21 protein-coding genes are annotated in these 24,344 nt (G+C 58.4%); 10 read left to right on the top strand and 11 right to left on the bottom strand.

All coding sequences use genetic code 11. The annotated features are described in order from the left end of the window. Positions 1-146 precede the first annotated feature (146 nt). The 3 genes from AC06G8_RS09020 to AC06G8_RS09010 are packed head-to-tail and all read left to right on the top strand — an operon-like array spanning position 147 to position 3,690. Positions 147-1,517, top strand: a complete 1,371-nt coding sequence (locus AC06G8_RS09020) for a spore germination protein (RefSeq protein WP_480285078.1) — start codon at positions 147-149, stop codon at positions 1,515-1,517. Continuing rightward, a complete protein-coding gene (locus AC06G8_RS09015) occupies positions 1,514-2,614 on the top strand; it encodes a GerAB/ArcD/ProY family transporter (protein ID WP_480285077.1) in 1,101 nt (366 codons plus the stop codon). The genes AC06G8_RS09020 and AC06G8_RS09015 overlap by 4 nt, the downstream gene beginning before the upstream one ends. After that, entirely contained in the window at positions 2,611-3,690 is a 1,080-nt protein-coding gene (locus tag AC06G8_RS09010) for a Ger(x)C family spore germination protein (protein WP_480285076.1), read from the top strand. The genes AC06G8_RS09015 and AC06G8_RS09010 overlap by 4 nt, the downstream gene beginning before the upstream one ends. Before the next feature lie 281 nt (positions 3,691-3,971). Here the strand turns inward: AC06G8_RS09010 and AC06G8_RS09005 are convergent, their stop codons facing one another. After that, positions 3,972-4,580 (bottom strand): GNAT family N-acetyltransferase, encoded by a 609-nt coding sequence (locus AC06G8_RS09005; protein WP_480285075.1) that lies wholly within the window; start codon positions 4,578-4,580, stop codon positions 3,972-3,974. A gap of 126 nt (positions 4,581-4,706) precedes the next feature. Between AC06G8_RS09005 and AC06G8_RS09000 the strand changes: the two genes are divergently transcribed. Then, positions 4,707-5,939, top strand: coding sequence for an aminopeptidase (locus AC06G8_RS09000; protein ID WP_480285074.1), 1,233 nt, complete (start codon positions 4,707-4,709; stop codon positions 5,937-5,939). Positions 5,940-6,240: 301 nt separating this feature from the next. Here AC06G8_RS09000 and AC06G8_RS08995 read toward each other — a convergent pair whose 3' ends face one another. From AC06G8_RS08995 to AC06G8_RS08985, 3 genes are all read right to left on the bottom strand, one after another. Further along, positions 6,241-8,211, bottom strand: a complete 1,971-nt coding sequence (locus tag AC06G8_RS08995; protein ID WP_480285073.1) for a PAS domain S-box protein — start codon at positions 8,209-8,211, stop codon at positions 6,241-6,243. A gap of 400 nt (positions 8,212-8,611) precedes the next feature. Continuing rightward, positions 8,612-11,179, bottom strand: a complete 2,568-nt coding sequence (locus AC06G8_RS08990; protein WP_480285072.1) for a beta-mannosidase — start codon at positions 11,177-11,179, stop codon at positions 8,612-8,614. A gap of 186 nt (positions 11,180-11,365) precedes the next feature. Next, positions 11,366-11,854, bottom strand: coding sequence for a phosphotransferase (locus AC06G8_RS08985; protein ID WP_480285071.1), 489 nt, complete (start codon positions 11,852-11,854; stop codon positions 11,366-11,368). Between the two features lie 40 nt (positions 11,855-11,894). Here AC06G8_RS08985 and AC06G8_RS08980 point away from each other — a divergent pair, with 40 nt between their 5' ends. Next, positions 11,895-12,569: a zinc dependent phospholipase C family protein gene (locus AC06G8_RS08980; RefSeq protein WP_480285070.1), complete on the top strand. Its 675-nt coding sequence runs from the start codon at positions 11,895-11,897 to the stop codon at positions 12,567-12,569. Positions 12,570-12,664: 95 nt separating this feature from the next. Here AC06G8_RS08980 and AC06G8_RS08975 read toward each other — a convergent pair whose 3' ends face one another. After that, complete coding sequence (locus AC06G8_RS08975) at positions 12,665-13,639, bottom strand: SDR family oxidoreductase (RefSeq protein WP_480285069.1); 975 nt, start codon at positions 13,637-13,639, stop codon at positions 12,665-12,667. A gap of 158 nt (positions 13,640-13,797) precedes the next feature. On the opposite strand from AC06G8_RS08975, the gene AC06G8_RS08970 reads away from it, so the two are divergent. Then, positions 13,798-13,962 carry a hypothetical protein gene (locus AC06G8_RS08970; protein ID WP_447661901.1) on the top strand — a complete coding sequence of 55 codons (165 nt, stop codon included), beginning with the start codon at positions 13,798-13,800 and terminating at the stop codon, positions 13,960-13,962. Positions 13,963-14,381: 419 nt separating this feature from the next. Here AC06G8_RS08970 and AC06G8_RS08965 read toward each other — a convergent pair whose 3' ends face one another. Beyond that, positions 14,382-15,128 carry a C40 family peptidase gene (locus tag AC06G8_RS08965; protein ID WP_480285068.1) on the bottom strand — a complete coding sequence of 249 codons (747 nt, stop codon included), beginning with the start codon at positions 15,126-15,128 and terminating at the stop codon, positions 14,382-14,384. 309 nt (positions 15,129-15,437) lie between these two features. On the opposite strand from AC06G8_RS08965, the gene AC06G8_RS08960 reads away from it, so the two are divergent. Both AC06G8_RS08960 and AC06G8_RS08955 read left to right on the top strand, forming a co-directional pair. After that, positions 15,438-15,875, top strand: a complete 438-nt coding sequence (locus AC06G8_RS08960; protein WP_447661903.1) for a ribonuclease domain-containing protein — start codon at positions 15,438-15,440, stop codon at positions 15,873-15,875. A gap of 92 nt (positions 15,876-15,967) precedes the next feature. Continuing rightward, entirely contained in the window at positions 15,968-16,243 is a 276-nt protein-coding gene (locus AC06G8_RS08955) for a barstar family protein (protein WP_447661904.1), read from the top strand. A gap of 137 nt (positions 16,244-16,380) precedes the next feature. On the opposite strand, the gene AC06G8_RS08950 is transcribed toward AC06G8_RS08955, so the two are convergent. The 5 genes from AC06G8_RS08950 to AC06G8_RS08930 all read right to left on the bottom strand — a co-directional run bounded on the left by AC06G8_RS08950 (position 16,381) and on the right by AC06G8_RS08930 (position 22,366). Beyond that, complete coding sequence (locus AC06G8_RS08950; RefSeq protein WP_480285067.1) at positions 16,381-17,820, bottom strand: FAD/NAD(P)-binding protein; 1,440 nt, start codon at positions 17,818-17,820, stop codon at positions 16,381-16,383. Positions 17,821-18,164: 344 nt separating this feature from the next. Beyond that, positions 18,165-19,013 carry a helix-turn-helix transcriptional regulator gene (locus AC06G8_RS08945; RefSeq protein WP_480285066.1) on the bottom strand — a complete coding sequence of 283 codons (849 nt, stop codon included), beginning with the start codon at positions 19,011-19,013 and terminating at the stop codon, positions 18,165-18,167. 79 nt (positions 19,014-19,092) lie between these two features. After that, on the bottom strand, positions 19,093-19,965 hold the full coding sequence (locus AC06G8_RS08940) for a sugar phosphate isomerase/epimerase family protein (RefSeq protein ID WP_480285412.1): 873 nt from the start codon (positions 19,963-19,965) through the stop codon (positions 19,093-19,095). Positions 19,966-20,002: 37 nt separating this feature from the next. After that, positions 20,003-21,112, bottom strand: coding sequence for a Gfo/Idh/MocA family protein (locus AC06G8_RS08935; protein WP_480285411.1), 1,110 nt, complete (start codon positions 21,110-21,112; stop codon positions 20,003-20,005). A gap of 81 nt (positions 21,113-21,193) precedes the next feature. Then, complete coding sequence (locus tag AC06G8_RS08930; protein WP_447661907.1) at positions 21,194-22,366, bottom strand: Gfo/Idh/MocA family protein; 1,173 nt, start codon at positions 22,364-22,366, stop codon at positions 21,194-21,196. A 334-nt stretch (positions 22,367-22,700) separates the two neighbouring features. Here AC06G8_RS08930 and kduI point away from each other — a divergent pair, with 334 nt between their 5' ends. Both kduI and AC06G8_RS08920 read left to right on the top strand, forming a co-directional pair. Continuing rightward, positions 22,701-23,534 carry a 5-dehydro-4-deoxy-D-glucuronate isomerase gene (kduI, locus tag AC06G8_RS08925; protein ID WP_480285065.1) on the top strand — a complete coding sequence of 278 codons (834 nt, stop codon included), beginning with the start codon at positions 22,701-22,703 and terminating at the stop codon, positions 23,532-23,534. 26 nt (positions 23,535-23,560) lie between these two features. After that, entirely contained in the window at positions 23,561-24,325 is a 765-nt protein-coding gene (locus tag AC06G8_RS08920; RefSeq protein WP_447661909.1) for a DeoR/GlpR family DNA-binding transcription regulator, read from the top strand. Positions 24,326-24,344: the final 19 nt, after the last annotated feature.

The following is a 24,344-nucleotide window of genomic DNA, read 5'->3' as shown; positions in this document are numbered from 1 at the left end:
CCCCGACTCTATCATGATGTTGTGCCAAGTATACCAGAGGCGCAGGCTCTACGGCATCTGTTTCCCGCTTTTCGATACATGAGATTCCCCGCTTCCGGACAGGATAAGGCTGCCAATGTTACCATATCCAGATCGGAGGCGCAGCCATGGCTGAAATCCTTGAAACCATCCACCGTCTGAGAGCCGGTTCCGGCAACGAGGCCTTGTTCGTGATGCTGCGGGATGCTTTCGGCGATTCGGCCGATTACAGAACCGAAGCTGTAGGAACATCCGGCTCCGGGACGGTTTTCGTCTGCTTTCTCGCTTCCCTCTGCTCCACGCAGAAGCTCGATCTGCTGGTGGGATCATCGGGCCTGGAGGAGTTCTCCGCGAAACTAAGCCGCTACAGCGGCACCTCGATAGCGGAAGGCGGCCATCAAGCCTGCGAGAGGGCTATCTGCAACGGCTCTGCCGTTATTTGCACCTCCATATCCGACAACGGGCTCCTCATCGACCTGTCGGAAACCCGGCAGCGCAGCATCGGCTCCCCGATTACCGAGAGCGTTCTCCAAGGACCGATGTATGCGTTCAACGAAAATCTGGATACCAACACGGCTCTGATCCGGCAGCAGATCCGTTCTCCCAAGCTGAAGATGTGGGAAACGAAAATAGGCGAGACGAGCCAGACCCGGGTCGCGATCTTCTACTGTATGGGCGCTGCCGACCCGGAGCTGCTGGCCAAGCTGAAGGAAAGGCTCCGGAATATCAAAACCGACGGCATCCAGGACAGCGGCCAGCTGCTGAGGCTGCTCATCTCCCGCAAGAAGATGGGCTTGTTCCCGCTCGCGATATCGAGCGAGCGTCCCGACCGCTCCACGGCCGATCTGCTTCAGGGCAAAATGGTCATCGTAGTCGACGGATCCCCGTTCGCCTTGACCGTCCCTGCCGTCTATACCGACTTCTGGCATTCTCCCGAAGACAATTACGTCAATCCCTATGTCTCTTACTTTCTGCTCTCGCTCCGGTTTCTGGCCATGTTCATGAATCTGTTCCTGCCGGCCATGTACGTAGCGCTGACATCCGTCAATGTGGACGTGAACCGGCTGGAGATCAGCCTCGCTGCGTCCGCCAGCCGGGAAGGGGTTCCTTATCCCGTTTTTGTCGAGACTTTCCTGATGCTGGTCATCATTGATTTCATCACCGAGGCGGGCATCCGCCTGCCGAAGACGATCAGCTCCACGGTGACGATGGTCGGCGGCGTCGTGCTCGGCCAAGCGATTATCCAAGCGAACATCGTCAGCAACCTGCTGGTGATCATCGTCGCCGCGACCGCCATCACCAACTTCATCGTCATTGATTACCAGATGGGATTAGTCCAGCGGATCCTCAAGTATTTCATCGTTGTCGGAGCTGCCGTCGCCGGAGTGCTCGGCATCGTCTTCTGCTTCACTTGTCTCGTCTTCTATCTGAGCTGCCTGGAGTCCTTCGGCGCTCCATATTTGACGTCTCTGCGCAAAAAGGGGGCTTCTCCGTCATGAACACGTCCTCCTCCCTGACCGGCTACGACATGTTCGCCGTGCAAATGCTCTATTTCGGAGCCTCAGCCGGCTTCATCTATCCAAGCCTGGTCGCCCGAAGCACGACCGGCGCCTTCTGGATTCCGCTCGCCGTCTGGGCCGCCCTGGCCTTTCTGAGCTGCCTGCTCTACAGCAAGCTGCTGGGCCGTCTGAACGATGAGAAGGTGATTGAACGCCTCGGCCGCTCCATCGGTCTCCCGGCGGCTTTCGTCCTCTGCCTGCCGCAGCTGATCTTCATCTTCGGAGCTCTCGTCGTCATGCTGAGGGCCTATTCGGAAATGATTACGATGACGATGCTGCCGACGACTCCCATCACCTTTCTCAACGGCATGCTTTTTGCGCCCGGAGCGCTTGCCCTGGCCGGAATGATGCCGATTGTGAGGGCTGCCAGAGTTCTCTTCCTGGTCAGCTCCTTCCTTTCCGTCGGCTTGATGGTGATCGGCTTCAGCGACGTCAATTGGATTCTCGGCGGCCCCTGGCTCCGTACGAGCGGGGATTTTCTGATGAACAAGTATTTTTACTCCGGCTCCTTCATCTGGATGGGGTTTGTTTTCTCAGCCTTGATCGGCAGGTACAATTCCCGAAGCTCCAGCCGTTACCGCAAAAGCTATGCCTATGCCTTGCTGTTGTCGTTCCCTATGATAGCCGGGTTTATTTACTTGCCCGTCATGACGTTCAGCCGTGAGCTCAGCCGCCACCTCACCTTGCCGTTCATCTCCAAGATGGACTCGGTCTACCATTATTGGATCGTCTTCGAGAACCTGACCGCATTGTTCGTGTCGGTGACGATGCTGTACGTGCTGCTGATCATGGCTCTGAAGCTTCATGCGCTTGGCGAATCGATAAAAAGCTTGTTTCCCCGCGCCAAAGCCGTTTGGATCTACAGTGCGATCGTGCTGCTTGTTTATGCTGCCGCCTCGTCCCTCCCGTCATGGAGAGCAGTAGAAGGAACCATTTTTTACACCGTCGGCCTGCGAATGTACGCGCTCTTCGGCTTTCCGCTGCTCGGCATGGCCGCACTGACGATTCGTGGACGGAGAAAGAAGGCGGCTTCATGAGCAAGGTGCTGCGGGCGGCGGCGGCGTGCTGCCTGCTCGGGCTGTTGTCCGGCTGCTGGGATTCCAAGGATGTGGACAACCGGCTCATGATCGGTGCGATGGGACTGGAGAAAGGATCCGGCAAGCTGCTCAACGTGTGGATGCGGTTCCCTCTGCCCAAGACGGCTGAGAGCACCGGAGGGAAAGATTTCTTCACGATGAGCCAAGCCGGCCTTACCGTTGCCGATGCGATGAACCGAGCCCGCTACAAGCTGCCCAAATCGCTGGATGCCTCCTCCACGAGAGCGCTGCTTCTCGACGAATCCATAGCCCATTTCGGCTTGAAGTCCTATCTGGAGTTTGCGGCCAGGGAGCGTTCGGTGCCGCTGGATGCCGTCGTGGCAATCGTCAAGGGAAAGATGAGCCGGATCTTCACAAGCCCCAATCCGACCGGGGAGCTCTCCGGCATCTATACCAAGCTGTTCTTCGAGCCCTATGCCGGCGGCATTCCCCGCAAAAACAAGACGATGCTGTGGGAGGTCTATTCCAAGCTGTACAATCCGCTCCATTCCAATCTGATTCCGGTCCTGATTGAAGGCAGCCAAAATTCCTTCGAGCTGGACGGGAATGCCATCTTCATGAAGGACCGCATGGTGGGAGAGCTGTCGAAAGATGAATCGCTCATCTATGAGATCATCACCCATCGCTTCCACGATTCGGAGGTGAAGCTGATGAGCCGATCGGACGTCAAAATCGTCCATAACCGCACGCGAGTAAAAACCGAGCTCAAAAACGGACAGCCGATCATCACCGTTGATTCCTCGCTGATCGTCACGCTCGTGGACAGCTCCCAGATGAATGAAATGACCGAAACGGAGGTTGTACAGGAGCTTCAGGAGGACTTGAATGTGCAGGCGAAATCCATGTTCGCGAAAACGCAAAAAGCCGGCGCGGATGTCTTCGGGTTCGGCAACCGCTTCCGCAGCCGGCTGAAGCCGGCTCAATACGACGAATGGCCGGAACGGTACAAATCAGCGCAGATCAGCATGAAGTTCCACATCGATCTGCGCAATACCGGACTCGAATTCCTGGAATGAAAAAAGCCGCCATATAGGCGGCAGGTGGATGAATCCAGGGGATGAAACTCACTAGAGGAACGGATAATGTCGGCGTCATGCCGGACAGTCTGCGGAACCAGGCGTGGAAGTAGGTCCGGCTGCCAAGGCCGACATAATCCCATAAGTGTGACACCGGAATCGCGGTTCGGGCAAGCAGCTGCTTCGCTTTCTCATAGCGACCGCCGACAGATAAGCTCCGACAGATACCCCTTCATCGCTCGCCAGCTTCGCATCGTACAGGCTGCTCGCCCCGGCCGGAGTCATCCTTCCCCCGCTGCGCCAGGTCCCGCGTTGCTTTCTCCTGCCGCTTCCCGGCGCGCTCTTTTGTGCCGGTCCCACTCCGAGGCGACCATGCCGTAGACAGCATGGTCGTAGAAGGAAGCTCCGCTCCGCTCTTCCTGCCTGAGCAGGCCTTCGAGCGAGAAGCCCAGCCTCTCGGCGACGCCCCGGCTGCGGGCGTTGTCCGACCTGGTCCTGATCTCGACCCGGTTCATTTCGAGCGTCACGATGGCGTACTGAACCATTTCCTTGCAGGCCAGCGTCATGATTCCTCTTCCCTGGCAGTCGGCGCTCAGCCAATAGCCGAGCGAAGCCTTGCTGTTGCGCCAGTCGAGCTCCTGGTAGCTGACGACTCCGGCGGGATTTCCGCCCTCAAGGATGATCGCGGAGAAGCCTTGCTGAAGATCTCTTCTTTTCTGCTCGAAATCAATATAATCCTTCATGTCGTCGACATTCTCGATATGCTTGACCCAGGGAAGCCATCGGTCCAGGTAGTCCCGGTTCCGCTGGACCGTCCGGAACAAGGGATGCGCATACCGCGTCTCCAGAAGCCTCAGCTCCAGGTCGGGGTTCAATTGGCAGGAGAACAAGCCGTCCCTCTCCTTTCAGGCGCCGGCAAGGCGGATTGGTATTCCCATCATAGCATGGCATTTTCATTTTTCGGAACAGATCGTGTACAATGATCAGGAACCCGAACAATGAATGGAGGAACCAACATGACCAAACTGAAAGAGCAGATCGAGCGGTATGCGGATTTGATCGTTCAGGTCGGCGTCCAAATCCAGCCCGGCCAGAAGCTGGTCATCAACGCGTCTCTTGATGCCGCAGACCTCGTTCGACTGATCGCCAAAAAAGCGTACGGAGCAGGAGCCCGTTCCGTCAAGGTCAACTGGAACGACGACACGCTGGCCCGCCTGCGCTATGAGCTCGCACCGGACGAAGCGTTCCTCGACGAGCCCAAATGGTATGCCGGGGAAATGCTGGAGCTTGTCCAGGAAGGCGCGGCTGTCATCAGCGTCGTTTCTTCCGATCCGGATCTGCTCAAGGGAGTCGCCCAGGAGCGTATCATCAACCATCAGAAAACCTACGGCAAAGCCCTCTCTACATACCGCCAGATGATGCAGTCCGACAAATTCAGCTGGTGCGTCGTCGCGGCGCCGTCCAAAGCATGGGCGAAGAAGGTGTTCCCGGGATCGACGGAAGAAGAGCAGTACAGCAGCCTGTGGACGTCCATCCTCAAGGCCGTGCGCGCCGATCTCGACGATCCGGTCGCCGCCTGGAAGGAGCATATCGCCAGCCTGAACGCCAAGTCGGAGCATCTCAACTCGCGCAAATACAAAAAACTGCATTACACCGCCCCCGGAACGGATCTGACGATCGAGCTTCCGGAAGGCCATCTGTGGGTCGCCGCGGACAGCCACAATATCCAAGGCAATCAGTTCGTAGCCAACCTTCCTACGGAGGAAGTGTTCACAGCGGCGAAGGCCGACGGCGTAAGCGGATATGTATCCAGCACCAAACCGCTCAGCTACGGCGGCACCATCATCGACAACTTCAAGCTGACGTTCGAGAACGGCAGCGTGGTGAAGGCCGAGGCGGAGAAAGGGCTTGCAGCTCTGGAAGGACTGCTCGAGATGGACGAAGGCGCGCGCCGGATCGGCGAAGTCGCTCTCGTTCCTTACGATTCCCCGATCTCCCGCTCCAACATCCTGTACTTCAATACGCTGTTCGACGAGAACGCCTCCAACCATCTTGCGCTCGGCAGCGCTTATGCCTTCAACCTCGAAGGCGGCAAGGGCATGTCCCAGGACGAGCTGAAGGAAAAAGGGCTGAACACGAGCATTACCCATGTCGACTTCATGATCGGCTCCGCCGAAATGGATATCGACGGCATCCTCGAGGACGGCACCCTGGAGCCGATCTTCCGCGGCGGCAACTGGGCGTTCTAAAGAATATCGAAATCGTCCCGCCAAAAAAGGACCGGACGCGAGCATGTCTGCTCGCGCTCGGTCCTTCTTCATGCTCATAGCCGGGCCGCTACTCCTTGACGACCAGTCCGAAAATTCTCGTGAACAGGATCGCCTGGGCCGGCGCGATAATGCATCCCTTCAGATCCTCCATCTCAACGCCGAGCTGCTGGAACTCGCAGGTGCTGAGATCGATACCTGAACGGGCTCCTCGAAACCAGCCGCTGCAATTCTCGGCCTCTCCAGCTTAAACTTGCCGGTATCGGTTGATGTCTTGACCACGCTAATCCCCTCTCGGCCTCTGAAGCCGGTATCGTTCCAGCGCCTGTATGAGCGATTCCTTGCGGATCGGCTTGCTGATGTAATCGTTCATGCCGCCAGCAAGGCAGGCCTCCCTGTCCCCCTTGAGGGCATTGGCTGTAACCGCGATGATATAAGGCGTTTCTTCGTTCCCGGACAGGCTGCGCAGGCATCGGGTCGCTTCCATCCCGTCCATGACCGGCATGAGCACATCCATGAAAATCATGTCATATCCGCTGCCATCCTTGCGGAATGCCTCCACCACTTCCGTTCCATTGCCGACGACCGCCACCTCGTGGCCAAGCTTGACGAGCATCTTCTGCAGAACCATCTGGTTCACTTCGTTATCCTCGCCGATCAGGATCTTGAAGGAACGGGCGTCTTCCGCTCCGGCTTCGGCCTGTTCGGCTTGAGCCGCTTGTTCAGAGCTGCGTTCGAGGTTGACAGTGAAGGCGAAACAAGCTCCCGGCCCGTCCACTTTCTCCACTCCGATCGTTCCGCCCATCAGCTCGACGAACTTCTTGGAGATGGCAAGGCCCAGGCCGCTCCCCTCCACCTTGCGGGTCATGAAGTTGTCCAGGCGGCTGAACGGGTTGAACAAGAGCGGCAGCGCATCGGCGGGAATCCCGATTCCTGTATCCCTGATCTTGACGAGGAGCAGGACGTTGGAGCCGGTCGACGCCCTCCGCGAGATATGGAGGCTGACACCGCCGGAATCCGTGAATTTGACGGCATTGCCGATGATGTTCAGCAGCACTTGCCTCAGCTTGCCCCCGTCTCCGAGCAGCATGTCCGGCACATCGCCGTCGACCTTGGAATCGACGGACAGCTTCTTCTCGAGAATTTCCGGCATCAGGACGGAGACGGTCTCGGCTGCGAGCTCCCGGATGCTGAACGGAACCTTGGCGATAGCCGTCTTGCCGGCCTCGATTCTCGTAAAGTCCAGAATGTCGTTGATGATCGTCAGGAGAGATTGCCCGCTCTGCCGGATGATCTCGACAAAGCTGCGCTGCTCGTCGCTCAGATCGGGCGAATCCAGCAGCAGCTGCGTCATGCCGATGACACCGTTCATCGGCGTGCGGATCTCATGGCTCATCATCGCCAGGAAGTCGCTCTTGGCGCGGGTCGTCGACTCCGCAGCCTCCTTCTCGATAAGCAGCTTCTTCTGCTCGGTGATATCCTTGGCGATCAGATAATAGCCCATGATCCGTTCGTTGATGATGATCGGGGCTACGGAGGTCAGAATCTCCGCCGCCTTCCCGTCGCGATTCACGATTTCGTTGATCCGCCGCTCGACCGAGTCGCCTTCATGCGAGTCCTCAAGAACGGAGCGGATATCCGGCACTTTGACGTATGGAGAAAAGTCCTTGCCGACAAGCTCTTCGGCATGCATGCCGAGCAGCCTCTCGGCGACTGCGTTGCAATGAATGAAGCAGCCCTTCAGATCCAGGGATATGACGGCATCATGGTTGTACTTCTTGAGCGAGGTGTACCTTTCGATCGTCTCCTGCAGCTTGAGCTCGGCTTCCTTGCGGGCGGATATGTCCATCAGGGAGAACAGGTATCCGCAAATATCCCCGTTGTCCGCTTTCAAAGGGTAAAAGACGACCTCCAGGCTGATAATTTTGCCGCTCCGGCTTTTGCATTGGTTTTCATAGGAGACCGGCTCCGTTCCGCCCGCGCCGAACCGCTCCAGGTCGATGTCCGACTGGGGCATCAGCAGAGCTCTGAATTCAATCGCATCCATGCCCGCCAGCTCATCCTGGGCCCAGCCGAGCTTCTCGGTGAACGCCGGGTTCACGATGGAGATTCTCCAAGAAGAATCCATCATGACGAGCGGATGGGGATTATTAAGCACGACGGATTTGTACTGCGGCAGTCCGGGCTCCTCCGCATGGAGTCTTATCCGCCTGCCGTCAGGTTCTATAAGGGAAAAGCGGCTCTCTTCGCTCATAAGGATCTCCTCTTCAACTTTTCGTGTATGCAATCATTGTACTACCAGCATCTCGAAAGGGAAACCTGACGAGTGGAGAAGATCGCTGCCGCTGGATCCTCAAGGTAGTGGCGCAGCTTAAGCGCCATCCCGTTCCTCTTTGACCCGATGTCCTTGAATCAATCCCATGTGTAAGCGCGCGGGAGAAGTCTGTCATGCCATAAAAAAATGAACAAGCCGTTCTTACTGGATTTTACCGCTACTCGTCAGAGAACGTCAATGTTCGACAAGGCGCAATGGAAACGCGGCGGCAGCTTTTTGCCTTGGCGCTTCCGAGAGGCACGCCTTTTTGCGCAGGAAAAGGAAAAGGGCTGCTCCGCTGTCCTATGGACAGCAGAACACCCAATCCGACTGCTATTGCTCAGCCTTTCAAGGCGAGGGCATTCACTGCATCCGCCATGGACGAGGCCGTCACCCTGCCGGCGTCCGCAGCCTCATACCGGGCTGCGCCCGGCTTCAGCGCCTTGAACTCCACCGTCACGGGCCGTCCCGGCACCAGGTCGAAGAAATTGTCGCTGAACATGCCTTCGCTGCCGCTCTGCAGCCATACCGCTCTTGCCAGACGGCTGGCGCTGACGCGGAAGCGGCTGCCGCCGCTGCCCTCGATCTCTTCCACATCGATCGATGCCGGGGCAAGCGCAAGCTGGCGGTCGCCTTCGAGGAAGCCGGTGGCTGCGGCAAGCAGCGACCCGTCTTCGGCGATCAGCTCCGCCGTCACCAGAACGGAATCGGAAGCGGCGCTTTCCGGCAGCAGCTCTCCGCGTGCGAGCGAGAGCAGCAGCAGCGATTGGCCGCCTGCCGCCGCAGCCGGCACCTCGCGCTCGGCAAGCGCGAGCCCGGAGAAATCCAGCAGGCTGACCTTGAGGGTGCCTTGCACGGAGACCTGCAAATCGTTTACCAGATGGAGATCGATCCCCGTATCGGTCCGGTCTGCGGAAAGAAGAACGTCCCGGAAGCTGCGCTTGGCGTAATAATGCATCGCTTTCCAGCGGCCGAAATAATCCATGCCCGCCCAGGAGGCGACCGGCCAGCAATCGTTCATCTGCCAGTACAGCGTGCCCATGCAGTAAGGGCGGCGGCGCCGATGGGCTTCGATCGCCATCTTCATCGCCTCGCCCTGCAGGATCTGGCTTTCATAGAGGAAGGCAGGGAAGTCCTTCGGCTCCGGCAAATACATGTCCATATATTCCTTGATCAGCCTGTTGCCGGCTCCGTTCTTCTGATGGGCGAGCATGACGGTGGACAGAAGCTCCATATCGGCTTCCTCGGCGAAGGAGCGCACCGATCTGTATTCCGGGAAGGACTGGAAGCCGTACTCGCTGATGAAGCGGCCGATCTTGAGCTTGTAGTTCTCGAACGGCTCTACGGCATGCCACACGCCCCAGTAGTGGACATCTCCAGCCGTCGATTCCGGATAGGCATGCTGGCCGGCATCCTCGGCAAGGCTGATCAGCGGCGAAGATGGCCAATAGCCGATGCCCGGCGCCAGCGCATCCACCGCTTCGGGAAGCAGCTTGTGGAAGATCGCTTCATAGTCGGCCCAGATGCTCTCCCGCTGCTCTGGAGTGAACTCCTTCTTCCAGCCCCAGCCCCCGTTCTCGTCGTAGTGGGCCCAGGCGGAATCGATCTCGTTGTTGCCGCACCAGAGCACGATGGACGGATGGTTGCGCAGCCGGCGCAGATTGTCCTCGGCCTCCGCGCGCACGCTGTCCAGGAAGGCCTCGTCGCCGGGATACATGCTGCAGGCGAACATGAAGTCCTGCCAGACCATGATGCCGTGCTCGTCGCACAGGTCGTAGAAAATATCCTGCTCGTAGATGCCGCCGCCCCATACGCGCAGCATGTTCATATTCGCCTCGGCCGCGGACAAGATCTCATGGCGGTAACGGTCCTCCGTCACTTCCGCTACGAAGCTGTCGTTCGGAATATGGTTCGCTCCCTTGGCGAACACGGCGACGCCGTTCAGCTCGAAGAAGAACGAGGTGCCGGCTTCGTCGCGGTCGCGCACAAGACGGACGGAACGCAGTCCGGTCCGGACCGTCCTGGAGTCGGCGGCTCCGTCCCGCTTTTCAACCTTGGCCAGGAACTCCGTCAGAGAGGCTTCGCCGAGACCTCGGCTCCACCATAAGCGCGGCTGCTCGATCCGAACGGGGATCTCCAGCGTCTGGACTCCCGTCTCCAAGTCCGCTTCGAGCCTGTGCTCTTGTCCTTCCACATATACGGCAATCGTCGAGGGACCCGATGCGGCGGCTTCCACCGTGACAACCGCCGTCACTTCGGCCGCTTCGGCCGAGACGGAGTCCTGCCGGATGAACAGATCCGAGATGCGGACGCCCGACCAGCTCTCCAGACGGACCGGACGCCAAATGCCGCTCGTCACGAATCGAGGTCCCCAATCCCAGCCGTAATGATAAGGAGCTTTGCGGGCGAAAACGCTGATCCGCTTGTCTCCAAGGCCTCCGAGCTCCGACTGGTCGTTCGTCGCCGGAAGCGCATAGCCGAGCCGCTCCAGCTTCGGCAGATCCTCGTTGACGGGCGAGCGGAAGCGGATATGGAGCTTGTTGCCGCTCTCCTTGAGGAGGCCCTTCACATCGGCCGTCCATAGCCGGAACATATTGTCCGCCGAGAACAGGCGGGATCCGTTCAACGCAACGTCCGCGTACGTATCCAGCCCCTCGAACGCGAGCCGGACGAAGTCCTCGTCCAGCTGCTCCGCCGCGGCATCGAACTGGGCTTCGTATTCCCAGTCCTGCTTGTCGATCCACTGGAGCCGATGTTCATTCGTTCCATAGAAGGGATCCTCGATTTTTCCATTGCGCAGCAGATCGGTATGGACGCAGCCGGGAACACTCGCTTCCAGCCATGCTTCCCCGCGGTCAACCGCTCTGAACGTCCAGCTTCCGATGACGATCGATGTCATAGTGCTCATCCTCCCCATGCGCTTTAAACGCTTTCAAAATCGTATTGTTAGGTTTGTTAGGATAACATACATGTGATTTCGCGCCAATCATAACGGTGTTAGGTTGTTTCGTCAAGCCGGGAATCAAGGAGAAAAAACCCGCTCGCCACCGAGCGGGTTTTGCGGGATCACAGCCGTGCCGGGACAGCAAGCCGCTTAGAGCCCTATGTAGCGGGACGCCCAATCCCGGAATGTCCATTCCGGATTCCAGCTGACCGTGCCGATCGCATGGAAGCAGCCCCAATCCAGAACCTTTTGATGAAGCATATGGACCTTGATCCTCTGATCGAACCCTTCCTTATCGTCCAGCCCGTCTCGATAAGCCCGAAGAAATCGCTCGGCGAGATCGGATCTGCCGCGGTCGATGAACTGGGTCGCGATCTTGGGCAGATCGGCTGCCCCGTCTCCGAAGTAGCCGTTCGTGAAATCGAACAGGCCGCTCAGCTCCCACTGCTCTACGCTGCGTCTGACCAGCAGATTGTCGAACTTGAAATCCCCCATGACGTAGACGGGCTGGTCGAAGCGGTCGAATGAATCCGATGCCGCATCCAGAATTTCTCCCGCCAACGCCCAATCCTTCCGACCCGAAGTAAATTCAGGAATAAATGGGAGAGAACGGAACTTTTGCCGGTCAAGCCTCGTCATGAAATCATCCTCCCGTGCATCGGGATTATTGGAGGCTGACATGGCAACATGGATGACCCATTTTCGAATCGCGGATCAAATGCTTAAGAACGGATTCAAGGCCAGCTTGCCGGAGTTCGTCGTCGGCCACATCGGCCCGGATTGCGGCCTGCCCGATCCGGACACGGGGCAGTTCCAGCCCCCCAAGTCCGCGACCCATTTCCTCGACGCCGACAAAATGATTCGCCCGGAACGGTTCCTGGAAGCGTACCTGCCGGAAGGAGCGGAGAAAGCGGATGCCATGAATCCTCGAACCGCATTCCTGCTCGGCTGCTACTGCCATCTGCTGACCGACATCGAATGGATCGAGCTCCAGAAGCGCAAAAGAAGGGAGCCTGCCACGCAAGCTCTTGAGGGAATGCCGGACCGCTCCTTCCGGCTGAAAAGCGACTGGTACGGAGCCGACTTCCTGTATCTAGAGAAGGAGCCCGCCAACATCTTCACCCGCTGCTTCAGCAGCGTCCGCGATTTCCCCGACTATCTGGACATCTTCCCGGCGGGACAGATCCAGAAGCAGATCGACCGGATCGCCGCCTATTACACAGGCCATGCTTTCCAGAAGGATTGGGGCGGCGATTACGAGTTCCGCTTCCTCTCGCCTCAAGAAACCGACGCCTTCGTCCACGACGTCGCCGGCAAGCTGCCGGGCATGAAGTCCGCCATGGAGCGAGGCTGACTCCCGCCCCGGCCCCAGACGATACAGCCGACCCTGAGGCATAGGATCGGCTGTTTTTTGTGCGCGAGAGCCGCTCTGACTGCAGCAGCAGCGGCTCATGAATTCGTCGACAGGCCACCGTCTACATGCAGCACCTGCGCCGTCACATATCGGGAATCGTCCGAAGCGAGGTACACCCAGGTCGGAGCCAGCTCGAACGGCTGGCCCGGCCGCCCCATCGGAGTGTCCGTTCCGAATACGGCTACCTGATCGGCGGAGAAGCTCGAAGGAATGAGCGGCGTCCAGATCGGCCCGGGGGCGACGGCGTTGACGCGGATGCCTTTTTTCGCCAGGTTTTTGGCCAATGCCCGCGTGAAGCCGACGATAGCGGCCTTGGATGCCGTATAGTCCATGAGCTGCTTTTCCCCGACGTAGGGCACGACCGACGCCGTGTTGATGATGGAATCTCCCGCATTCAGATGCGGGAGCGCGGCCCTCGTCGTATAGAAATGAGAATAGATGTTGACCTTGAACGTCTCGTCGAACTGCTCATCCGTAATATCCGTCAGCTCGTTCTGCTGGAACTGGATGCCCACATGGTTCACGAGAATGTTCAGGCAGCCGAAAACCTCGACCGTCTTGGCGACGATATACTTGCAGTGGGCTTTGTCTCGAAGGTCGCCGGGCAGCAGCAGGCAGCGGCCTCCAAAATGCTCCACGCGAGCCTTGGTGCGGCCGGCGTCCTCATGCTCGTCGAGGTAGGAGATCGCGACATTCGCCCCTTCCTTGGCGAAGGCGATGGCGACCGCAGCTCCCATGCCGCTGTCTCCGCCCGTGATCAGCGCGACCTTGCCCTCGAGCTTGCCGCTGCCTTTGTAATGGGGATTCTCGATGATCGGGCGAGGCACCATGAGCTTCTCCAGACCCGGCTGGAACAGCTGGCGCTGCTCCGGAAAGCTGATCTGCACATCCTCGTAGCGGGTAATCTTGCCGTAGGCCGGGTACAGCGGATAACCGCTCTGCTTGCAGTTCTCGAACCATTCCTGCAAGTCCCGGATTTCGCTGAGGCCATCGTCTTTTTTTTCACTCATGCCGCGTCCTACCTCCTGAACCTTCTTGTATCCATAGCCTATGGGCTCTGGGCGCCTGCCGTGCCTGCCCACCCGGCTCAATCTTTTGCGATGTGCCCGCACGGCTCCGTATGGAATATAGTATCAAGCAGCAACAAGGCTTACAGGAGGAGATCATCGTGAAATACTATTATGACGAGAGCATCAAGCTGCTGCTCATGCCCTATTCCAAGGAAACGGTCGAGGTCGCTTACAAACCTTTTAAGTTCGCTTTGCCGCTCATCGCCATCCGTCCGCCCTTCTACGCCAATGCCCGCTTGGAATCGGAGTATCCGGTCGCTTGAGAGGCTCTCACGGCGGATGAGAAAACCCGGCGCTATCCGGCGCGCCGGGCTTCTTCGCTTCCGTTCTATCGAGCGGATCAAATGGTACTGCGGGCAGCTGTAAAAACGGGGTAAAGATCGACGTCCGAAGCGTTAAAAAGACGTAAAAATAGCCAAGGAAATGAAAAAAAGCCGCTCCTGGAGGAGCGGCCTAGCGTTCTATCGCGATAATTGCCGCTAGCCGTAAGCGGGTTCGCAGCGAATTCTTGCAGATCGAGGAGCGACAGTCAAGGCGAAAGTCCATGGCATCGCGCATGGACATCCAAGGCGAGCTTTCGCAGCACGCTGCGCGGCCATGCGTGGCGAGCTTCCGCAGCACGCTGCGCGGACTTGCGAGGCGAGTTTCCCCCGCACGCTGCGCAGTTATCCGAGGCGAGTTTCTACAGCACGCTGCGCGCGGATACAAAGCGGTCTTTCCACCAGCCGGATGTCAGGCTGTTCACCGTCACCCCGTTGGCGGATGGAGTGTTGTGAATGAAGTTGCCGTCGCCCATGTAGATGCCGACATGATTGATGACGCCATTGTTCGTACCGACGGTGTCGAAGAAGATGAGATCGCCCTTCTTCAGATTTGCCCGGCTGACGGCGCTTCCCTGGGATTTCTGGGAGCTTGTCCCCCATTTCAAGCTGACTCCGGCTTTGCCGTAGATGAACTGGGTGAAGGAGGAGCAGTCGAAGATCAGCTTGCTCTCATTGCGGACGCCGTAGCTGTACGATATTTTGCCGATATAGCTCTGCGCCAGCGAGACGACCTGATCGGCTTTCGCGCTTGCTCCAGGCTGCACGCTTCCGCTGCCGCCTCCCGCTGCTGATCGCGAGTATGTGGTGTACTTGCTGCCGGAGGAGATATATCCGCTCTCGCCTTTTGCTGTCAGGACATGCAGCCAGTAACTGTTGGCCTGTCCGACGACATGGACCGCTTCGCCTTTTTTCAGCATGCGGATTTTGGCGGCGGAGTTGCTTGGCTGTGTACGCATATTGACGCCATATGTAATGGTAGTCTCAAAAGAAGAAGATGCCGCAGCTGCCGGGGTCGGCGGGACGTAAACGGCTCCAATAGCGGTAAATGCCACGGTGGCGCACAGACTCGCTCCGATCAGCTTGCGGTTGAACCAATTACTGCTCATGTTGGTGAAAACCTCCTGGGGTTGTTGGTCTATCCCAACTGTAGCAGATTTTTAACGGCCTAAGATTTTCCACGAAGAGCAGAAATCCAGGGGGGACATGCCTTTCAAGGCCTTTCTTAGAAATAAATGAGAGTTATCTCATCAAAATTCGGCTGCCCGAATTGATGCCGGGACTGGATAAGAGGCAGTAAATAGAGCCTTGCGAAGGCAGAATCAAGCGTTTTTACGAAATCGATAATTCGTCGCCTATTAAATTCCTGTATAATCCAATTGCAACTATCTTCCCTATCGAAAAGGAGGCATTATGTAATGAAATCAATCGTCAGGCTTTTAGCGTCGGCCGTCCTCATGCTGGCTCTGCTGCTGGGCAATGTAAGTCCGCTGATTGGACAAGCTGCCCCGGTGGCGGATGCAGCCGTATCCGGACCGACCGATTTTGCCGGCATCATCAACTACATCAAGGCAAACGGCAAGCTGCCGGCCAACTTCTTGACGAAAAGCCAGGCGACAAGCAAAGGCTGGGTGTCCAGCAAATGCAATCTGGCTACAGTAGCACCCGGCTACAGCATCGGCGGGGATGTCTTCTCCAACTATGAAGGCCTGCTTCCAGCCAAGTCGGGACGCACCTGGCGCGAGGCGGATGCCTACTACACGTCGGGATGCCGCAACGCTTCCCGGGTCCTTTATTCCAATGACGGCCTCTACTACACGACAAGCGACCATTACGCCAGCTTCCAGAAGTGGTGAACAGCTTGGGGGACTTGCTTTTTCAGGCAAGTCCCTTATTCTTGGAATAGACAAGAACCCTCTCCAAGGAGATGAGAAGGCTGGACAAGATCTTGCTACTTGACGGCAGCAAGCTGGCGACGATCGAAGCTTTTCACGATGCGCTTAGCCGCGAGCTGCACTTCCCCGATTATTATGGCCGCAATCTGGACGCTCTTTACGATTGCCTGACGGATTATGCCGGTTCCCCTCTGGCCATTCATTGGATTTCCATCGAAGACAGCCTCAAGCTGCTTGGCGAACGGACGACATCCGCCTTGCTCTCCGTATTCAAGGATGCCGCAGACCATAATCCGAGCTTGACCTTCTCGTCCCCCGACTCGGCTTAAAAACCGGAGGCCTGCCGAAAAACTCGGCAGGCCTCTTCAGGCTTACACTCTATCTCCCTTTTATCTCCACGCGCATATGCTTATTTCTACGCGCATCTTTTCCACACGCATCTGCTCATATCCACCGCGCTTTCATTTCAGCCGCCATCTGCTGCAACCTCTGAAGCGGCCGGCCAATATCCGGCGAATTCCTGCTCGTCATAAGCGTAAAAGCTGGCCAGAATCGGCTTGCGGTCATCGAGGAACAGCTGGCTCGACACGGCGGATACAAGCTTGGGAATCGCATAGCGCATGCCCGAAAGGGCCGAAGCCGACAAGCCGCAGCTGATCATCGCGGAGTAATTGAACGTGAACAGTCCGTGCAGCAGGCTGTTCCCCTCCTCGCTTCGGCTCGTGAAGGCAAAGCCTGGCGTCAAATAAGGATGGGCGTCAAGCACTGCGCTGGCGATGGGCTCAGGAGCGTCATACCGGTCTTTCCAGCGGGCGATATGGCCTTCCACCAGCTTCAGCTCCGGACGCAGCGCCGGATCGGTCAGCAAGCCGGTGCTGACGAGCAGGAAGTCGTAAGCGAAGCTTCCTTGAGGCGTCGTTACGACCGCCTGCTCCCCTTCCTCCCTGACAGCCAGCCATGGCGCTCCCAGATGGAGGCTGAAGCCGGGCCAGGAGCATGCCCGCTGGAAGGTGTCATTGGTCGGAGGCTGGTTATGATGGAAGAAATGCGCCATCGCCTCGTATTTCTCCTCATCGGAGAGGATGTGGAAATGCTCGATCATGCCCGAATACTCCATCTGGCGGATCGGATTGATCCGAGGCAGCTCGCTGCGCCGGACGAATACATGCGCGGCGGCTGCTCCTTGAGCAAGCGCGTGGTTGGCATTGTCGAACGCCGATGCTCCCCCTCCCAGCACAGCGATCCTCTTCCCGGCAAGCTTGGAGAAATCGATCGGCTCCGAAGTGTGGGCGTACAAGCTGCTGGATACGTTGTCGGCCACGATGCCGGGAACATGCCACTCTCCGCCTCCCTGTATGCCGGTAGCCAGAATGACCTTGCGCGCCAGCAGATGGGGAGATGACGGTTCGGGGCCTTCCACATGAAGGCGATGGATGCCGCCGGGCAGCGGCTCGATCAGCTTCAGCCTGGCATCGTTCCGGACAGGCAGAGAGAGGATGCGGCGATACCATCGCAAATAATTCATCCACTCGCCGCGCGGAATTTTGTCCACCGCCTCCCAGCCTTCCTCTCCGTGCTGCGATTCCCACCAGGAGCGGAAGGTCAGGGATGGAACGCCGAGATCGATGGAAGTCAGATGCTTGGGCGTCCTCAGCGTGACCATTCGGGCATAAGTTTCCCATGGACCTTCGCAGCCCTCTGCATTTTCGTCGATGACGAGTATGTTGGACACTCTCTCCCGCAGCAGGCCGAAGGCGGTGCCGAGACCGCTTTGGCCGCCGCCGACGATGACAACGTCATAGACGTGGCCGTCCGGATGTACGCGGGGACGAACCCAATCCTTTCCTCCAAAAGCAATATAGGCAAGATCTTTGTGGACGCGCGCGTTCAGTTCCTCTAGGCTCATGGCAGCATTCATACCTTTCCGGACGCGATGGCATCCTTGCATGACCGTTCATCAAAGGAATCAGCCGATAGGATGAGAGCTCCAGCGACAATATGCGGCCACCCACTCTCATTCAGCTCCTTCGAAATTGTTTTCATGTTATATTTTATAACCTGTCGTGTAAATATAGAGCTTTGCATCTTGTAATCCACTTTTCGGATTTTGTGCAGCGTAACGATATTCTCCGCCTTCTCTCCCTGACAGCCTTTTCTCCCTCTCGCCATTCCATTCCGATTGAAACGAAAAAAAAAAGCATCTCCGGAGCGAGTGGAGATCGCTTCGGAGATGCTTCTTGCTGGCCGGCTTTAAAAACCTGGAAGGCTGCGCCGGTACTTGTCGGCAGACATGCCGACCGTCTGCTTGAACAGACGGCTGAAATGGGCCGGATGCTTGAACCCGACGCGGAAGCCCGCTTCCGTAACGGAAATGTCCGGCTCCAGCAAAAAGAGCACCCTGGCCTGGTTGACCCGCTGCTTGTAGATATACTCGAACAGCTGCACGCCTGTAACTTCCCTGAACGTTCTGGACAGGTAAGAACGGCTCAAATGCAGCTCGCTCTGAAGCCGCTCCAGCGTGAGCTCCTCGGAAAGATGCCCGCCGATATAGTCCATGATATCCTGCGCGATCTGCTCCTTGTCCCTCGACCGTTCCGGCGCCAGATTCATCGGCTCCTGGCATCGCTCGTAGATGAACCCCAGCAGATCCTCGAACGCCAGCTTCATCCGGTACAGGCCGGAAGCATCGCCCTGCTTCTTGAAGCGGTCCATCCTGGCCAGAATCAGCTCCGCTTCTTCCCGATGCTCTCCCCGCAGAGACAGCCGATAGTTGCGGAGCTCCTCGAACGGCCGCATGACGGGCAACTGCGCCCCGGAGGGCGAGGCGGCCCGGAGCGGATCGGGGTAGAAATGAATGATGCTCCGCACGTAAGGTTGGCTCGGATCGACTTTGGGCCTGTGCAGGGTCATGCCGTACATGAGCAGCATGTCGCCCGGCTCCAGCCGGTAAATGCGGCTTCCGATCAGATACGTGCAATCCCCTTCATGGAAGAAATAAATCTCATAGTAGGGGTGAGAATGGAAATCCTGCATGACCTGCCCATCGTCGCGAAAGGAATAATCGAGCAGGCCGGCAGGATAACCGCCGCTTCCGGACATGCATGCCACATCCTCTCCATGGCTATGTGCCATGGGTTCAGCATACCATCGTCCATCGCTTCTGGTAAGAGAGGACCGGTCAGGCTCCGGACGCGGCACCGCTGGTCTCCAGCAGCTCGCGCATATAGCGCGAGTATTGCTCCAGCATTTCCGGCGAGCTGTATTGCCCGCTGAAATCCTCCACCCCGATGAACCCGTCGTAGCCGACGGCGATGAGGTCGGAGACGACTTCCTTCCAGCGGACGACTCCGCCTTTCATGCCCGTCCAGCTGCTGTTCCACCGGACGCTTCCATCGGCATCGGCCGTCGATGTCCACCCGGCATTCTTCATATGCACATGAGCCAAATAGGGCCCGAGCATCTCCAAGCCCATGCGGTGGTTCTCATAGCCTTCATGGACCATGTTGCCGGGATCGTAGAGGACCCCGACGGCGTCCGTGTCCAGCCCTTCGCACAGCCGGATGGCTGCCGAAGCGCTCGGGGCGATCGTGCCGTGATGGGTCTCGATCAGGCCTTTGACTCCATACTGCCTGCACAGGCCTGAAGCCTCGCGCAGGTAGATCCTCTGCAGGCCGAACAGCTCGCCGAAAGGTCTCGATCGGTCGTAGCCGTGCACGCCGAGACGGATATAATCCGCCCCGAGCTCCCTCGCAGCAGCCAGCACCTGCTCGGTCCCTTCCAGATCGCCTGCTTGCAGATAAGGCGTCAAGCTTATGGACTTCAGTCCTTCCTTCTCCGCCGCGCCTCGGAACCGGGCCAGCACGCCGGCATCCGCGCTCTGCGGCACCGTAGCCAGATTGTTCCCCCAAAAGGAGGGCTTCTCTTGCCTGATTTCTGCGGGAGTATCCTTGCAGCGCCATTCTATCCCCTGCAGGCCTGCCTTGCGGGCGGCTGCGGCCAGCTCCTCCGGAGAGAGCTCCGGCGTTGCCACGGTAAATACAGACAGCTGAATCGTCATGGTCGAGATGGCCTCCGATCTATCATCTGATTTATTCCCGCCTCCAGGAAGCAGGCTCCTCCTTCAAGGCGGATCTTCCATTGAATCCGCCGATCCTTATCGCTTCCGCTTGCGCCAGCAGGCACAGCTCCGCCGCCTTGAACGCATGCTCCTGCGTCATGGCCTCCTCCGTCCGGTTCAGGACATCAAGAATCAGGCTGCCGAAAAACGGATACCCGACCTTGCCGGACAGCTCCATATGATGCTCTCCCTCGCCGTTCACGAGATAGAGATGATCACCATGCGGGGAACGGGCGATATCCACATACTTGCGCAGCTCTATATATCCTTCCGTGCCGAGGATGACCGTGCGTCCGTCCCCCCAGGTCGAGAGGCCTGCCGGCGTCAGCCAGTCGACCCGGAAGTAATGGCTGGCTCCGTTGTCGCCCAGCAGGCTGGCATCGCCGAAATCCTCCAGCTCGGGATAGGCTGGATGCTGGTAATTGCCCACCTTGCTGTGGAGCACCCGGGCATCGCGGCAGCCGGCAAAATGAAGGAACTGCTCGATCTGATGGCTGCCGATATCGCACAGGATGCCTCCATACCGCTGCCGGTCGAAAAACCAGTCCGGCCGCGACGGCGCATTCAGCCGATGCGGGCCGGTGCCCATCACCTGCACAACACGGCCGATCGCTCCGTCGGCGATAAGCTCTCCGGCGAATACGGCGCTCTCCACATGCAACCTTTCGCTGTAATAGACGGCATACTTGCGGCCCGTCTCGGCAGCGCAGCGACGGGCTTCCTCCAGCTGCGAGAGCTCCGTGAACGGCGTTTTGTCCGTAAAATAATCCTTGCCATGCCGCATGACCTTGACGCCGAGCGGTCCACGCTCGTTCGGCACGGCGGCTGCCGCGACGAGATGCAGCTCCGGATCCTGAAGAACTTCTTCCAGGGATCCGGCAATGGCCGCGCCCGGGTAGCGGGAAGCAAATGCGGCTGCCCGATCGGAATCGGCATCATAAACCGACTTCAGCGTGCCGCCGGCTTCGATCAGCCCGTTGCACATGCCGTAAATATGGCCGTGGTCGAGGCAGACAGCGGCGAACACGAATTCCCCCCTGCCGACGACGGGACTCGGCTTCCCCTGCGGGGCATAATTCATACCGTCCTTGCTCACTTGCGGTTCCCCCTTGCATCAAGCAGCGTTATTCGCTGCGACGCTATATTTGCCCATCCCCAGCTTTTAATGAGTGCCCTTCACATCCAGCGTGCGGCCTGCAGCCGCCTGATCCTTGCCGGCAGTCGAAGCCGCGATGCGGGCCTGCAGCTCACGGTAATACCTCTCGTCATCCAGCGGCAGCTCCACCCATCCGTCCGTCCAGGCGGACAGGAGCATGGCGTTGGCCAGTGCCAAGCCTTTGATTCCTTCCTCTCCGGGCGACTCCAGCGGGGCGCGTCCGGCGATGGCATCGACCCAGTTGCGGGTCACGGCCCGGTGCTGGTTGGGATCGCCGCCCGGCACCGGGACATCGATCCGCCATGTCTCCGGGCTGCCGAAGCCACCGGCGTACGTCCGGTTGAACTCGCTCTCCGGCGTTCTGAGACGCCAGAACGTCAGCTTGCCGTCCTCGGCGACCAGCTTGCCGCGGTCGCCGGTAATCTCGAGCCGGTTCGTGCCGGGCGCATCGACGGTCGACGTGATGAACACTCCGGTCGCTCCGTTCGAATATTCGGCATAAGCGGTAACATCGTTCTCTACTTCAATGTCCCGATGTTTGCCGAAGCCGCAGAAAGCACGGATCCGAGTCGGCATGAGACCGGTGATCCACTGCCACAGATCGAGATTATGGGGCGATTGGTTCATCAGGACGCCTCCGCCCTCGCCCTCCCAGGTCGCTCTCCAGCCGCCGCTGTCGTAATAGCTTTGGGAACGGTACCAATCCGTGACGATCCAATTGATGCGCCTGACCTCGCCGAGTTCTCCGGATCCGATCAGCTCGCGCATCTTGCGGTAAAGAGGGTTCGTCCGCTGATTGAACATGATGCCGAACACCCGGCCGCTGGCCGCGGCAGCCTCGTTCATTTCCTTGACCTGCTTCGTATACACGCCGGCCGGCTTCTCCACAAGCACATGCAGTCCCGCTTGAAGGGCGGCTATCGTTTCTTCGGGATGGGAATAATGCGGCGTGCAGATCAGGACGCCGTCCACCTCGCCGGAATCGAACATCTCCCTGGCGCTTCCGTACGTCTTGACGGAGTCGCCGAAGGCTGCCTTCGCCCAGGAGAGCCTCTCCTCCCGGACATCCGATACGGCAGCCAGCACGCCTCCCGGCACTTCGCCCGCCGCCAGATACGCGGCATGGCCCGAGCCCATATTGCCGAGCCCGACAATTCCGATTCTCAGCTCAGTCGTCATTTGAATGCCTCCCCATGCTTCGGTTCCGCCCGCCTGTCGACGGGGCATGCCGTGATTGTATCATGGCAGCGGTTGCAGCTCTTGACCGAGATGGACCGATTATCGCTCCCATTTGACTCTCGTTGCACAATACAGGCCAAACACCCCATTCCGATGCACCGGCTCCCCCACTGAGATAGCGAATGTGGCTGGCACAATCGAGCAGAAGCTTTACAAGCCTCCGTTCTATGTCCCCGTTTTTTCCTGAATCCGGCATTTTGCTCTTGAAATTAAACCTTAAACGAACTAATATGAACTTAAATGAACTAATTCAAACCTATTAGGAGGAATTCAAATGGAAATCCGTTACGCTTCCCACCCGCAGGAAGCAAAAGCTTTCGATACGGGCCGCCTGCGCCAGGAGTTTCTGATCGAGAGCTTGTTTGAAGCCGACCGCCTCGCTCTCTTCTACACGCATGTGGACCGCTTCATCGTCGGCGGCGTCATGCCGGTGAAGGGCAGCGTCAAGCTGGAGGCCGATCCGAAGACGATCGGCGCGGCATCCTTCCTGGAACGCCGCGAGATCGGCATCATCAATGTCGGCGGTCAAGGCGCCGTAACCGTAGACGGCATCGAGTACGCCATGGAGCCGAAGGACTGCCTTTATGTCGGCCGCGGCGCCGGCGAAGTCGCCTTCCATAGCGCCGACGCCTCCAATCCTTCCAAATTCTACTTGAACTCCACTCCTGCTCATCAGACCTATCCGACAGCGAAAGCCGCCATCAGCGAGGCTTCGCCCAATCATCTTGGAAGCCCGGCCAACTCCAACGAGCGGACGATCTACCGCTATATCCATCTCGGCGGCATCCAGAGCTGCCAGCTGGTCATGGGCATGACGCTGCTCAAGGACGGAAGCATGTGGAACACGATGCCTTGCCATACGCACAATCGCCGCTCCGAGGTGTACTTCTACTTCGACATGCCGGAGGACGGCAATGTCTTCCACTTCATGGGAGAGCCGCAGGAAACCCGCCATCTGGTCGTACGCAACGAACAGGGCGTGATCTCCCCGAGCTGGTCCATCCACAGCGGCGTCGGCAGCTGCAGGTATACGTTCATTTGGGGCATGGCCGGCGAGAACCAAGTGTTCGAGGATATGGACCCCGTTGCCATGAGTGAACTAAAATAGAGAAAAAAACGAATGGATGAACGAAAATGAACCCATTGCGGCGTTATGAGACGATTATGGAAATTCTGCTCGCCCAGCGCGAAGTGACGGTGGCCGAGCTGAGCGAGCGGCTGCAGGTAACGGGAAAGACGATCCGCGAGGATCTTCAGAAGCTTGAAGAGCGGGGGCTTCTGACCCGGATCCACGGCGGCGCCATGCTGGCGCAAAGCGATCAGCTCGGGATTCTGAGCTCCCGAGAGCCGCTCGTCCGGCATAATCCGGAGAAGGCCGAGATCGCGGGACTGGCTGTCGAGCTGATCAAGCCGGGCGAGGTCATCGCCTTGGACGGGGGCAGCACGACGCTGGAGATCGCCAAGCGGCTGGACAACGCGCCGCTGACGGTCGTCACGAACGATGTGAGGATCATCGCCGAGCTCGCTCCTAAGGATGCGATACGCCTCGTCGTTCCCGGAGGCTATCGGGTCCGCAATATGCTTGCCGGCCAGGAAGCAGCCGCCTACGTGCGGAGGCTGAACATCCATAAGGCTTTTATGTCCGCGACGGGAGTTCATCCGGAGAACGGCTTCACGATCTATACCGGCGAGCTGCTGGAAATCAAGCGCGCCATGATTGAAACCGCAGACCAAGCCTATGCCGTGGCAGACAGCAGCAAGTTCGGCCGAAGCGCTCTGTTCACCTTCGCCAAGCTCAGCGAAATGAACGCCATCCTGACGGATTCCCTGCTGCCTTCCGGCTGCGCCAAGGAGTATGCCGAAGCGGGTGTCAGGCTGCAAGCCGCAGCTCCTTCTTAGCTCCTCCAATAAGCCATGA

The sequence above is a fragment of the Paenibacillus sp. SJS-P3 genome, from assembly GCF_056711585.1.
This window is presented reverse-complemented; position numbering and strand designations above follow the sequence as displayed.

Bases quoted from the DNA above. Each gene is read 5' to 3' on its own strand.
- AC06G8_RS09020 (WP_480285078.1), top strand. From the start codon at position 147: ATGGCTGAAATCCTTGAAACCATCCACCGTCTGAGAGCCGGTTCCGGC.
- AC06G8_RS08990 (WP_480285072.1), bottom strand. From the start codon at position 11,179: ATGAGCACTATGACATCGATCGTCATCGGAAGCTGGACGTTCAGAGCG.
- AC06G8_RS08945 (WP_480285066.1), bottom strand. From the start codon at position 19,013: ATGTCCGGAAGCGGCGGTTATCCTGCCGGCCTGCTCGATTATTCCTTT.
- AC06G8_RS09000 (WP_480285074.1), top strand. From the start codon at position 4,707: ATGACCAAACTGAAAGAGCAGATCGAGCGGTATGCGGATTTGATCGTT.
- AC06G8_RS08995 (WP_480285073.1), bottom strand. From the start codon at position 8,211: ATGAGCGAAGAGAGCCGCTTTTCCCTTATAGAACCTGACGGCAGGCGG.
- AC06G8_RS08975 (WP_480285069.1), bottom strand. From the start codon at position 13,639: ATGAGTGAAAAAAAAGACGATGGCCTCAGCGAAATCCGGGACTTGCAG.
- AC06G8_RS08965 (WP_480285068.1), bottom strand. From the start codon at position 15,128: ATGAGCAGTAATTGGTTCAACCGCAAGCTGATCGGAGCGAGTCTGTGC.
- AC06G8_RS08930 (WP_447661907.1), bottom strand. From the start codon at position 22,366: ATGACGACTGAGCTGAGAATCGGAATTGTCGGGCTCGGCAATATGGGC.
- AC06G8_RS08980 (WP_480285070.1), top strand. From the start codon at position 11,895: ATGGCAACATGGATGACCCATTTTCGAATCGCGGATCAAATGCTTAAG.
- AC06G8_RS08985 (WP_480285071.1), bottom strand. From the start codon at position 11,854: ATGACGAGGCTTGACCGGCAAAAGTTCCGTTCTCTCCCATTTATTCCT.
- kduI (WP_480285065.1), top strand. From the start codon at position 22,701: ATGGAAATCCGTTACGCTTCCCACCCGCAGGAAGCAAAAGCTTTCGAT.
- AC06G8_RS09010 (WP_480285076.1), top strand. From the start codon at position 2,611: ATGAGCAAGGTGCTGCGGGCGGCGGCGGCGTGCTGCCTGCTCGGGCTG.
- AC06G8_RS08960 (WP_447661903.1), top strand. From the start codon at position 15,438: ATGAAATCAATCGTCAGGCTTTTAGCGTCGGCCGTCCTCATGCTGGCT.
- AC06G8_RS09015 (WP_480285077.1), top strand. From the start codon at position 1,514: ATGAACACGTCCTCCTCCCTGACCGGCTACGACATGTTCGCCGTGCAA.
- AC06G8_RS08935 (WP_480285411.1), bottom strand. From the start codon at position 21,112: ATGAATTATGCCCCGCAGGGGAAGCCGAGTCCCGTCGTCGGCAGGGGG.
- AC06G8_RS08920 (WP_447661909.1), top strand. From the start codon at position 23,561: ATGAACCCATTGCGGCGTTATGAGACGATTATGGAAATTCTGCTCGCC.
- AC06G8_RS08950 (WP_480285067.1), bottom strand. From the start codon at position 17,820: ATGAGCCTAGAGGAACTGAACGCGCGCGTCCACAAAGATCTTGCCTAT.